Here is an 11,880-nt window from a genome sequence, read left to right on the forward strand (position 1 = left end):
TTTCGGCGCCGGCTTCACAAGGAAGCTGGCTCATCAGGTTGGCGTGTTCCGCCGTGCTGGTAGGGGCGCATTATAGGGAGCCGCGCCGGGATGACAAGGGCTTTTTGAAGAAATGCGTTCGTTTGCTGAAAAAGCAGGCTATAGCCCCTGAAACCAGGGCTTTAGCCCCCTTTTACGCCGCTTTTTTGCTCAACTCTTCGCTTTGAGCCTGAATATAGTTGACCCAGCTGGTTGCACGCTGTTGCCAGTCATCCTGTTGCTGCAGTTCACGGGCCAGTTCCAGCGCCTGTGCATACTGCTCCTTATTAAGGTGCGCTTGCACCAGCAACGCTTTGGCGCGATTGCCTTGCTCGCCTTTCACCGACTTGATGGCCGCGAGCTGAGTCATGGCGGCATCCGTCTTGCCCTGTTGCAGCAACAGTTCGGCGGCGCGCATGGCGGCTTTGGGTTGACCATGCTGTTTGGCCAGCAGTTGCCAGCTATCGACCGCCTTCGGCCATTCCCGGGCACCTTCCCACAGCTGTGCCAGCAGTTGCTGATTGTCAGCACTTTGCTTCATCTGACCCTTCACCATGGCGGTTTCCAGTAGACGGGCACCGCGATAGGGCAGCCCCTGCCAGGCATAAAGGCGGATCAGCTGGTTGCGAGCGGCGGCATCATCCATTAATTGACGGTCAATGGCGGTTTGCAACAGGGCCAGCGCCTGATCGCCACGCTTGGCGGAAAGATTGAGCGACACCGCCTGTTGCCACCATTTGCTCTCTGTCGGCTCGTGACGGATCAGCTCGGCGGCCTGATCGGCAGCTACACCATAACGTTGCTGGGCGGTGAGGGCGGAGAGACGAATGATGGCGGCCTGCTTCTGCCAGCTCTTCTTGAGCAGTTGTTCGCTCTGGCTGGCGGCCTCGGCATACTGTTTGTTGTGGTAATAGAGACCGGCCAGACGCAGGCGCAAGCCATCGTCGGGTTTGAGTGCCAGTGCCGCCTTGTAGCTGGCGATGGCGCCGGTCCAGTTGGATTGCTGTGCCTGAATATCGCCACGCAGACGCAGCAACTGGAGTTGCTGCTGCTCCGGCCACTCTTTATAGGCCAGCGCCTGTTCGACGTAACGGCTCGCCTGGGCGGTCTGCTGCAGGTTGGCTGCCAAGGACGCCTGCAGCTGGGCCAGCCAGGCGCGCTCGGCATCGGACCCCGGCTTGAGGCCGGACGCCTTGCTCTGGGCCTGTTGCCACTGGCCAGACTGATAGAGCTTCATCACGGGCTCAAGCTGACGAGAGAAATGGGGGCTCACCTCCATTGCCAGACAGGCTTGGCTGACCAGGGCCAGCAGGCAGATCCAGATCCGTAACATAGTTATGACTCCAGTTTGAATTTGAGCGTGATGACTTGCACCAGTTTGTCACTGGCGCCGGGCCTGGGCTGATAGCGCCACTTGTTGATGGCCTGAATGGCCGCCCGCTCGAACTGACGCTTGGGTTTGGCCTCGATCACTTCCACATCCTGTACTCGCCCCTCGGCATCGACGCTGAAGCGCAGGGTCACGGCGCCTTCGATCCCGGCCTGCTGAGCGCGATAGGGGTAAACAGGCTCGATCCGTTGCAGTGGCATCAGCATATCGCCGGCACCGACACCGGCGCCCTGCTGCTGACCATGAAAATTGCCGCTCAGCACGGGGGCCGTGCTGGTCGCCACACCGGGGGCATAGACCTGCACAGCGCTGAGGCTGGAGACCAGATCCAGGCTAGGTTGCACCGAAGGCAGCGGCGCCGCGGCCGGCAAGGGCATGGGGGTCGACGCCAGGGCGGCGGGAGGTTCCGGCAGAGGTTCGGGCTCTTGCGGCACAGGGCGTTCACGCACCTGCACCTCGGTCACTTCGTTCTGCATGTTGATGACGATGGATTTTTGCTCGCTCGCCACCTTCTCGCCCTTGGGGGGCTCCACCAGAGTGGCCATGAACAGCAGGATTGCCAGACTGAGGGCGATCCCCAGCCCCAGGCTCATCAACTTGAACTTCATTTCGGCGCCACCGCCACGGCGATGTTGGCAATGCCCGCCGCCTTGGCTTCATCCATCACCCGTACCACCTTGCCGTGGGGCACCCGCTCGTCGGCCTGGATCACCAGGCTGGCATCGGGCTGCTCCGCCAGCAGGCGGGCGATACTGGCCTGAACCCGCTCCACGTCTATCTGCTTGCGGTCGAGGAAGATCTGACCCTGGGCGCCAATCGCCAGCATGATGCTGGAGGATTTCTGCGCCTTGGCCTGACTGGCCTGGGGTCTGTGCACCTCGAGCCCGGCTTCGCGCACGAAGGAGGTGGTGACAATAAAGAAGATCAGCATGATGAACACGATATCCAGCATGGGGGTCATGTCGATCTGCACTTCGTCACGCTGGCGTTTGGATTGCCGTCTCATTGCATTACCTTCTCTTCTCGCAGGCCGTCCCGTGTCTTGGCCAGCGCACGCCTGGCCTGGCTCTCGAGCCGGCTGAGTAACAAGACGCCGGAGAGGGCCACCACCATGCCTGCCATGGTGGGTATGGTGGCGCGGGAGATACCGCCAGCCATGCTCTCCGGGTTAAAGCGGTTGGCCGCGGCCAACGCATCGAATACGCCTATCATGCCGGTCACTGTGCCCAGCAACCCCAGCATGGGGCAGAGCACCACCAGGGTGCGGATGAAGATCAGATGACGGTTCAGCTCCAGCTCGGCCTGGGCCAGCCAGCGACCGCGAATGGCCCTGGCATGCCAGCTGTGGCGCTCGCTGCGCCCCTGCCAGCGGCTCAGCAGTTGTTGCTGCAAGGGGCCAAAGCCCAGATTGAGGTAGAGCAGCCGCTCGATCATCAAAATCCACATCAGCACCAGCAGGGCCAGAATGACCCAGAGCACGGGGCCGCCACGGCCCATGAAGCTCTGCAACTGTTGCCAGATGTCGAGCATCATGCCGCTCGCTCCATCCCGCCGTTATTGCTCTCGGCGCGCTCGGCCAGGATGCCGGCCACCTGCTGCTCCAGCACATTGGAGAGCTCGGTGAAGCGGGACTGCAGCAGGCTGTGAGCCAGGATCAGCGGAATGGCCGCCACCAGACCCTGTACCGTGGTGATCAGCGCCATCGAGATGCCGCCGGCCATGATCTTGGGATCACCGGTGCCGAATTGGGTGATGGCCTGGAAGGTGCCGATCATGCCGGTGACGGTACCGAGCAGACCCAGCATGGGAGCTATGGCCGCGATCACCTTGACCATGCCGATACCACGCTCCATGCGGGGCGTCTCCTGCAGTATGGCCTCGTCCAGCCTCAGTTCGAGGGTCTCCATGCTCAGCTCGGGATGCTGCTCGGCCACCGTCAGCACCCGACCGAGGGCGTTGTCGGCGTGATATTCGCCGCTCTTGAGCTGGCGACGCACCCGACCCAGTTCACGGGAAAGGCTCCACAGCCGTACTGCAGCGATCCCCAGACCTATGGCGGCCAGCAGCACTATGATGGCGCCAACCTGGCCACCCTGCTGGGCTTGCTGCCAGAAGGTGGGGGCCTGCGCCAGCATCTCCAGCAGGGTGCCATGGGAGGGATCCAGCGGCAGCGCTTCCCCTTCCTGACCCTGATAGGCCGCAACGTCGGAGAGCACGCCACCCGGCAGACCCAGCACAGGGCTCAGACCCTCGGCTGTGGGCTGCAGGAAGCCTTCACCACCCAGCAGGGCAAAGCTGCCGACCCGGGTCAGCGGCTGCTCGCTGGCAGCCCCCTGGGCATCGAGCACCTTGCCGTCGAACCGGGCAACCCGGCCAGACTCGCGGATCTCTTGCAGCAGAGTCGCGGGCAACAGGGCGAGGGCGGCGCGATCCGGCACCTGCTTCTCCTGCGCCATAGCCTTGAGCGGGGCGAGGCGCTCGGGATACTGGCCCTCGACCGCGGACTCGGCCAGCAGCTTGACCGCGTCGCTTGCGCCCTGACGGGTGACCGCGAAGATCTCGTTCATGTCGCCGGAGGCCTGCTCCCACTGGGCGTTGAGCTCCACCAGCTGCTTCTCGTTGCCGGCAAACTCGGCCGCCAGCTGCTTGCTGAGGCTCTGGGCCGCGGCCAGTTTGGCACGAGCACCGTTCAGCTCCTTGGAGACGGAGGCCAGATCCTGCTGCGCCTGCTGTTCACGGGCTTGCTCCTGCTGCTGCCAGGCTTCATCGGCAACGGCAGCTGTGGTGCCCAGAGAGAGGGCAATAGCGAGGGGGAACCACTTCATGGTGACGCTCATGACTGGGCCTCCTGACCACGGCTGACGGAAAGGGGGACATTCAACAACTGGGGGACCTTCTTGTCGGCAGCCATCTCCAGCGCCTCGGCGATGGGAGAGAGCCACTGGCTGTCGAGGGCCTGCCACTGCTTGCTCTGCGCAGACCAACGCCACGCCTGGGAGCGATCGGCGGTCATCGCCAGCAGGGAGACCCGGCCCACTGCCAGCACATCGACCCGGCGCGGTGTGCCGTCCAGCACCAGCTCGGCGGAGTAACTATCCAGCCGGCTGCCATATTCGGCTTCGATTTGATAGGCCTGCAGCAGCTGACGGAATTTCTCCGCCTCGCTCACGTCCGCTCGGGCCAGGGTCGCTTTCAGCTGTTCCACCCGCGCCAAGCGATCTTCCCTGCGCAGCGGGATGTCATTTTGTACCAGTTGCTCCAGATCCGCCTGCATCTGCAGCATCAGCGGGATCAGGCCCTGCCGGGTCTCCTGTACCGCTTCCAGCTGCTGGTTCAGCTTGCCCAGCTCATTTTGCTGATCGGCCACCAGAGACTGCATGTAGCGGTTGTAGGCTTCCAGATCGCGCAGTTGCAGCTGGGCATTTTGCAGCTCCAGCCGGGCGGCAACGGCCGCATCGGCGGCTTTTTCCACCCGCTGCTGGGAGACTTTTCCGGCAGCTATGCTGCTCTTCAGTGCCGGTGCGACCAGCTCGTCGGCGCCGGCAGCGAAGTGGACTGACAATGGCAACAAGGCCAAACCCCAAAACTTATTCATGATATAAATCTTAACAATGATAACTATTCTCATTGTCTCAAAGAGTGGGGTCAGTGGCAATCAGATGATTTTCTTGGCCTTCAGCCGAAAAAACAGGATAATTTTTAAGCAAGCACGGGAGTCACTGGCGTTGGTAGTCACAACACCAAATTAATAAATAAAAAATATCTTTTCGATCAATGCGATAGAGATCGAAAAAGGAGATGTACATGTTTAACGATGCGATCTGGGAACACATCGATCGGTTCACCAAGGCCAAGAAGACCAGCGATATCCAGCAGCAACTGGAGCGCTTCAGTCATCAGATGGGCTTTGATTACTTCCGTCTGCTGATTATTTTCCCCATCAGCATGCAGAAATCCCACGTGGCGTTGTTCAACAACTGCCCCACCAGCTGGTTCGATGCCTACACGGAGCGGCACTACCTGACCCAGGATCCTGTGGTCTTCCTGGGCCTGAAGCAGACCCAGCCCATCTTCTGGAACAAGCTCGACTGCGACTCTCCCTGGCTGCCCAGCGCCAGCCGGGAGGTAATGAATCTGGCCGCCGATTTCGGGGTGAGGAACGGTGTCTCCTTCCCGCTGCACACCCCGCAGGGAGAGCACGGCATCCTCTCCTTCATCAGCAAGGAAAAATCCAACTCCGATCTGATGTTTGAAAACGTTCCCCTGCTGTCGTTCTGCGCCAGCTACATCTTCAACTCGGCGCTGCAGCTGATAAAGAGCAGGCCGGATCTGATGAAGTACCTGACCGAGCTGTCGGACCGGGAGAAGGAGTGCCTGTTCTGGGCCAGCGAGGGCAAGACCTCCTGGGAGATAGCCACCATACTCGGCATCAGCGAGCGGACCGTGAACTTCCACCTCAACCAGGTCACCAACAAGACCGACTCGAAGAACCGCAACCAGGCGATCGCCAAGAGCATCTCCAGCGGCATCATAGTGCCCTCGCTGGACGACGTGACCATCACCAACCTGCGGCTGTCATAGCGCCCCCACCAGACAAACAAAAAGAGCCGCAATGCGGCTCTTTTTTCATTTCTGACAACGGCTTATTCCACAGTCACGGATTTCGCCAGGTTGCGCGGCTGATCCACGTCCGTGCCCTTGATGAGGGCAACGTGGTAGGAGAGCAGCTGCAACGGCACTGTGTAAACGATGGGGGCTATCATCTCTTCCACATGGTTCAGGCTCATCACCCGCATGGTCTCGTCGCTCTTGAAGCCGGCATCGGCATCGGCGAACACGTAGAGGATACCGCCACGGGCACGCACCTCTTCCACATTGGACTTGAGCTTCTCCAGCAGATCGTTGTTCGGCGCCACCACTATGATGGGCATCTCGGCATCGATCAGCGCCAGCGGGCCATGCTTGAGCTCACCGGCGGCATAGGCCTCGGCGTGGATGTAGGAGATCTCTTTGAGCTTGAGCGCCCCCTCCATGGCGATGGGGTACTGGCTGCCACGGCCGAGGAACAGGCTGTGGTGCTTGTCGGCGAACTCTTCGGCCAGGGCTTCGATATCCTTGGCCAGCGCCAGGCTCTCCTTGATGCGCAGCGGCAGGGCTTGCAGCGCCTTGACCAGCTCGGCCTCAGCGGCAGCGCTCAGGTTGCCACGGCAGTGACCGACAGAGGCCACCAGCATCAGCAGGCCGGCCAGCTGGGTGGTGAACGCCTTGGTGGAGGCCACCCCGATTTCTGCCCCCGCGCGGGTCATAAAGGCCAGATCCGATTCACGCACCAGGGAGGAGCCCGGTACGTTGCAGATGGCCAGCGAGCTCATGTAGCCGGACTGCTTGGCCAGCCGCAGGGCGGCCAGGGTATCGGCGGTTTCGCCGCTCTGGGACAGGGTCACCAGCAGGCTGTTGGGGCGCACCACGGACTTGCGATAGCGGAACTCGGAGGCGATCTCCACGTCGCAGGAGACGCCGGCTATCTCTTCAAACCAGTAGCGAGCCACCATGCCCGAGTTGTAGGAGGTGCCGCAGGCGACTATCTGGACGTGCTCGACCTTGTCGAAGATGGCACGGGCGCCGTTGCCGAACGACTCGACCACAACATGATCCGAGCCCAGACGGCCTTCCAGGGTGTTGGTGATGGCCTTGGGCTGCTCGTAGATCTCTTTGAGCATGTAGTGACGGTATTCGCCCTTGTCACCGGCATCGTGGGAGAGCTCGGATTCCAGCTCTTCGCGCACCACGGCGTCACCGTGGGTATCGAAGATGTGCACGTCGCGACGGGTCACCTCGGCCACGTCACCCTCTTCCAGGAAGATGAAGCGACGGGTCACCGGCAGCAGCGCCATCTGGTCGGAAGCAATGAAGTTCTCGCCTATGCCGCGGCCGATCACCAGCGGGGAGCCGGAGCGGGCCACGACTACACGGCTGTCGTCACGGCTGTCCATCACCACGGTACCGTAGGCACCGCGCAGCTGCTTCACAGCCACCTGCATGGCCGCCAGCAGGCTGGGGGCGGATTTCAGCTCGTGATGCACCAGATGAGCGATCACCTCGGTGTCTGTGTCTGAGCTGAACACATAGCCCAGCCCTTGCAGCTCGGCCCGCAGCTCTTCATGGTTCTCTATGATGCCGTTGTGCACTACGACTATATGCTCGGAGACGTGGGGGTGGGCATTGCGCTCGGACGGCTCGCCATGGGTAGCCCAGCGGGTATGGGCGATACCGGTTCCACCGTGGACGGACTGCTCCTCCAGCGCCTTGGCCAGCTCGGCCACCTTGCCCAGACGGCGAACCCGCTGCAGCGGCTGGCTGGCGCTGAACACGGCCACACCGGCCGAGTCATAGCCACGGTATTCCAGACGGCGCAGGCCTTCTACCAGGATTTCAGCCACATCACGTTGGGCGACGGCCCCGACGATGCCACACATACACTTCTCCTCGATTGAATTCAGAAATAGGTTTGGATAACGGGATATTTGATTGGCGATATCAGCCGGCCACGGGGGCGCAGATCAGCGTGATCCCCCGGGCTTGAATCTGTTCTCTGGCCGAGCTGGCCAGCCCTTCGTCGGTCACCAGGGTTTGGATGTTCGCCCAGGGCAGCTCGAGGTTGGGGATCTTGCGGCCAATCTTCTCCGACTCGACCATGACGATGACCTCCCGCGACACCTCGGCCATCACCCGTGACAGGCCCACCAGCTCGTTGAAGGTGGTGGTGCCCCGCTCAGGGTCTATGCCATCGGCGCCGATGAACAGCTGGTCGAAGTCATAGGAGCGCAGCACCTGCTCCGCCACCTGACCCTGGAAGGATTCGGAGTGGGGATCCCAAGTGCCGCCGGTCATCAGCAGGGTGGGTTCGTTCTCCAGCTCGCGCAGGGCGCCGGCCACGTTGAGGGAGTTGGTCATGACGATGAGACCGCGCTTGTTGCCCAGCATGGGGATCATGGCGCTGGTGGTGCTGCCGCTGTCGATGATGACGCGATTGTGATCGCGGATCCGTTCGGCGGCGGCACGGGCTATGGCCAGCTTTCGTTTCGAAACTTGCTCGGGATTGCTGTCCACCACCATCTCGCTGGGCAGGGGCACGGCACCACCGTAACGACGCAACAGCAGGCCACCGGTTTCCAGCACGGCCAGATCTTTGCGGATGGTCACTTCGGAGGTGGAGAAGTGCTTGGCCAGGGTATCGACGCTCACTTCCCCCTGCTCCTGCACCAGGCTCACTATGGTATGGCGGCGCTGCTGGGTATTACGCTTGGTCATCTTTAAGTTTCGATTCGAAAGAATATCGAAATGTTAGCGCCTTTTTTGGAAAAATAAAACAGCAAATAGGATCCGATTTGGTTCGATGCCAGAATGGGACAACGGATTTACGACGAGGACGCCATGCAAAAACGAGTCATCTGGCTGGTGGAAGATGAGGCCAGCATAGCCGACACCCTGATCTATGCGCTGCAAACCGACGGCTTCGAGGTGGAATGGTTTCCCCTCGGCCAGCCGCTGCTGGCACGACTGGAACAGACGCGACCGGATTTTCTGATCCTGGATGTAGGGCTGCCGGACATCAGCGGTTTCGAGCTGTGCAAGCAGGTGCGGGCCTGCTGCGACACTCCGCTGATGTTTCTCACCGCCCGCAGCGAGGAGATAGACAGGCTGATCGGGCTGGAGATAGGGGCCGACGACTATGTGGCCAAGCCCTTCTCGCCGCGGGAGGTGTGCGCCAGGGTGCGGGTCATTCTGCGCCGCAGCCAGCCAACCACGCCCCCACCGAGCCAATTGCTGGCACTGGATGAGGAGCGGGCCCGCATCAGCTTCCACGGTCAGCCATTGGCGCTCACCCGTTACGAATACCTGCTGCTCAAGACCCTGATGCAGGCGCCAGGCCGGGTCTACTCCCGCCAGCAGCTGATGGATCTGGTGTGGAGCGGGGCGGAGGAGAGCCTGGATCGCACCGTCGATACCCACATCAAGACCATCCGCGCCAAGCTGCGGGAGCGCGACCCGGACGCCAACCTGATCCTGACCCATCGCGGGCTGGGGTACAGCCTGGAGCTGGCATGAACATGCTGCTGCCGTGCAGCGGCCGGGAGCCGACATGAGAATTGGACTGCAACTGCTGTGCGGACTGGTGCTGATCTTCGCACTGGCCGCCTGGTTCGTGCTGGAGATCTTCGTCGAGGAGATCAAACCCGGGGTGCGCAGCGCCACCGAAGATACCCTGGTCGACATGGCCCAGATGCTGGCGCCGCTGGCGCTGGACGATCTGCAGGAAGGCAAGATGGCGAATGGCAGGCTGGCCAGCGCCTTCGCCCGCCTCAACCAGAGTCCCATCAACGCCCTGATCGACGGCCACCTCAAGCAGCAGGCGGAGTACCGCATCTATGTGGTCGACCGTTGGGGCAAGGTGGTCTACGACTCGGACGGGGTGGATCTGGGCAAGGACTACTCGCGCTGGAACGACGTCTATCGCACCCTGCGCGGCGAATACGGGGCCCGCAGCACCCGCAGCGACCCCGACGATCCCGCCAGTTCCGTGATGCACGTGGCCGCGCCGTTGCGGGAGGGGGACGACATCCTGGGATCCCTCACGGTCGCCAAGCCCAACCGCACTTTGCTGCCCATGATAGAGCGCAGCGAACACCAGCTGTTGCAGGGGGCGGCCCTGCTGCTGTTCATCTCGCTGCTGATCGGCGCCCTGCTGGTGTGGTGGCTCAACCGCGCCATCGGCAAGCTGGTGCACTACGCCGATGCGGTCAGCCACAACCAGCCGGCCAGCCTGCCGCGCCTCTACAGCCCCGAGCTGGATCGGCTCGGCCGATCTCTGGAGACCATGCGTCGCCAGCTGGACGGCAAGGCCTATATCGAAGCCTATGTACACAGCCTGACCCACGAGCTGAAGAGCCCGCTGGCCGCCATTCGCGGGGCAGGGGAGCTGCTGGCGGAAGCGCCGCCACCCGAGGTGGCGCGGCGCTTCATCGGCAACATCAATCTGGAGACGGCCCGCATGCAGCAGCTGATAGAACGCATGCTGCAACTGGCCAAACTGGAGTCGGGGCAGGGGCTGGACAGACAGTCCATAGCCCCCGCCACACTGGGCAGGCGGACCCTCGACGCCCGCCAGATCCTGGCCCAGCGCCGCCAGGTGACGCTGGTGGCCGAACTCGGCGAGGCCCAGAAACAGAAGTGGGACTCGCTGCTGGTGGAGCAGGCCCTCGGCAACCTGCTGGACAACGCCCTCGACTTCTCGCCCGCCGGCAGCACGGTCAGATTGACCGGCGAGATGAGTGCCGACGGCTACTGTTTCCGGGTGCGGGATCAGGGGCCCGGCATTCCGGACTATGCCCTGCCACGCATCTTCGAGCGTTTCTACTCCCTGCCCAGGCCCGACAAGGGCAAGAGCAGCGGCCTGGGGCTCAGCTTTGCCACCGAGGTGGCCCGCCAGCACGGCGGCCACCTGAGCCTCGGCAATCAGCCCGATGGCGGTGTGCTGGCCGAGCTCTGGCTGCCCACCGGCTGACACTTCACACTGGCCACATAAAGCGGCGTTATGCTGCCGCCTCCCGGCCCTCAGCCCCATTTGTCCAAGGAGACCCCATGTCCCGCATTCTGTTACCCGGCCTGCTCGCCGCAGGCCTGCTATTCTCGCTGCCGGCCAGCGCCGCCTCCGGCTGCATGCTGTTTGCCGATGGCAGCGGCAAGCCCATCAGCAGCCAGGGGGATTGCTCAAGCCAGCTGCCGCCCGCCTCCACCTTCAAGATCCCGCTGGCACTGATGGGGTATGACAGCGGCTTCCTGGTGGATGAAAAGCTGCCGGCCCTGCCATTCAAACCCGGCGACGATGACTGGCTGCCCGCCTGGCGCGAGACCACAACCCCGAGCCGCTGGTTCACCTACTCTGTGGTCTGGTACTCCCAGCGCCTCACCGAGTGGCTGGGGATGGAGCGCTTCCAGCAGTACGTCGATCGCTTCGACTACGGCAACCGGGATCTCTCTGGCAACCCCGGCAAGCACGACGGTCTGACCCAGGCCTGGCTCAGCTCCAGCCTCGCCATCAGCCCGCAGGAGCAGGCCCGCTTCCTCGGCAAACTGGTGAGCGGCAAGCTGCCTGTCTCCGCCCAGACCCTGCAGCACACGGCCAATATCCTGCGTCAGCCCGACATCGACGGCTGGCAGATCCACGGCAAGACCGGCATGGGCTACCCCAAGCTGCTGGATGGCAGCCTCAACCGGGATCAGCAGATCGGCTGGTTCGTCGGCTGGGCCAGCAAGCCGGGCAAGCAGCTCATCTTCGTCCACACAGTCGTGCAAAAGCCCGGCAAGCAATTCGCCTCGATCAAGGCGAAGGAAGAGGTGTTTGCCGCCCTGCCCGAACAGCTGAAGAAGCTGTGATGCCAAGACCGGCGCAAGGCGCCGGTTTTTTTATC

General features: G+C 62.4%; 12 protein-coding genes. 4 read left to right on the forward strand and 8 right to left on the reverse strand.

The window, feature by feature from the left end; genetic code table 11:
* Positions 1-172: 172 nt before the first annotated feature.
* The 6 genes from ACM3N8_RS19985 to ACM3N8_RS20010 are packed head-to-tail and all read right to left on the reverse strand — an operon-like array spanning position 173 to position 5,003.
* Positions 173-1,351: a tetratricopeptide repeat protein gene (locus ACM3N8_RS19985; RefSeq protein ID WP_416016525.1), complete on the reverse strand. Its 1,179-nt coding sequence runs from the start codon at positions 1,349-1,351 to the stop codon at positions 173-175.
* 2 nt (positions 1,352-1,353) lie between these two features.
* Positions 1,354-2,016, reverse strand: coding sequence for an energy transducer TonB (locus ACM3N8_RS19990; protein ID WP_098981264.1), 663 nt, complete (start codon positions 2,014-2,016; stop codon positions 1,354-1,356).
* Positions 2,013-2,414 carry an ExbD/TolR family protein gene (locus ACM3N8_RS19995; RefSeq protein ID WP_005321875.1) on the reverse strand — a complete coding sequence of 134 codons (402 nt, stop codon included), beginning with the start codon at positions 2,412-2,414 and terminating at the stop codon, positions 2,013-2,015. Before ACM3N8_RS19995 ends, ACM3N8_RS19990 begins: the two co-directional genes overlap by 4 nt.
* The gene (locus ACM3N8_RS20000; RefSeq protein WP_098981259.1) at positions 2,411-2,941 is read right to left on the reverse strand and encodes a MotA/TolQ/ExbB proton channel family protein; all 531 of its coding nucleotides are present in this window, start codon (positions 2,939-2,941) and stop codon (positions 2,411-2,413) included. Before ACM3N8_RS20000 ends, ACM3N8_RS19995 begins: the two co-directional genes overlap by 4 nt.
* Positions 2,938-4,245 carry a MotA/TolQ/ExbB proton channel family protein gene (locus tag ACM3N8_RS20005; RefSeq protein ID WP_416016526.1) on the reverse strand — a complete coding sequence of 436 codons (1,308 nt, stop codon included), beginning with the start codon at positions 4,243-4,245 and terminating at the stop codon, positions 2,938-2,940. The genes ACM3N8_RS20000 and ACM3N8_RS20005 overlap by 4 nt, the downstream gene beginning before the upstream one ends.
* A complete protein-coding gene (locus tag ACM3N8_RS20010; RefSeq protein WP_416016527.1) occupies positions 4,242-5,003 on the reverse strand; it encodes a DUF3450 domain-containing protein in 762 nt (253 codons plus the stop codon). The genes ACM3N8_RS20005 and ACM3N8_RS20010 overlap by 4 nt, the downstream gene beginning before the upstream one ends.
* A 209-nt stretch (positions 5,004-5,212) precedes the next feature.
* On the opposite strand from ACM3N8_RS20010, the gene ACM3N8_RS20015 reads away from it, so the two are divergent.
* Entirely contained in the window at positions 5,213-5,989 is a 777-nt protein-coding gene (locus ACM3N8_RS20015; RefSeq protein WP_042873460.1) for a helix-turn-helix transcriptional regulator, read from the forward strand.
* Positions 5,990-6,051: 62 nt separating this feature from the next.
* Here ACM3N8_RS20015 and glmS read toward each other — a convergent pair whose 3' ends face one another.
* A complete protein-coding gene (glmS, locus tag ACM3N8_RS20020) occupies positions 6,052-7,884 on the reverse strand; it encodes a glutamine--fructose-6-phosphate transaminase (isomerizing) (protein ID WP_290019398.1) in 1,833 nt (610 codons plus the stop codon).
* A gap of 61 nt (positions 7,885-7,945) precedes the next feature.
* Positions 7,946-8,719: a DeoR/GlpR family DNA-binding transcription regulator gene (locus tag ACM3N8_RS20025; RefSeq protein ID WP_041218325.1), complete on the reverse strand. Its 774-nt coding sequence runs from the start codon at positions 8,717-8,719 to the stop codon at positions 7,946-7,948.
* A gap of 123 nt (positions 8,720-8,842) precedes the next feature.
* Between ACM3N8_RS20025 and blrA the strand changes: the two genes are divergently transcribed.
* From blrA to blaOXA, 3 genes are all read left to right on the forward strand, one after another.
* Entirely contained in the window at positions 8,843-9,517 is a 675-nt protein-coding gene (blrA, locus tag ACM3N8_RS20030; protein ID WP_043557312.1) for a beta-lactam response regulator transcription factor BlrA, read from the forward strand.
* A gap of 34 nt (positions 9,518-9,551) precedes the next feature.
* The gene (gene blrB, locus ACM3N8_RS20035) at positions 9,552-10,973 is read left to right on the forward strand and encodes a beta-lactam sensor histidine kinase BlrB (protein WP_416016528.1); all 1,422 of its coding nucleotides are present in this window, start codon (positions 9,552-9,554) and stop codon (positions 10,971-10,973) included.
* Positions 10,974-11,050: 77 nt separating this feature from the next.
* On the forward strand, positions 11,051-11,845 hold the full coding sequence (gene blaOXA, locus ACM3N8_RS20040) for a class D beta-lactamase (protein ID WP_416016529.1): 795 nt from the start codon (positions 11,051-11,053) through the stop codon (positions 11,843-11,845).
* Positions 11,846-11,880: the final 35 nt, after the last annotated feature.

The sequence above is a fragment of the Aeromonas sp. A04 genome (assembly GCF_047780465.1).
GTDB lineage: Bacteria > Pseudomonadota > Gammaproteobacteria > Enterobacterales > Aeromonadaceae > Aeromonas > Aeromonas bestiarum.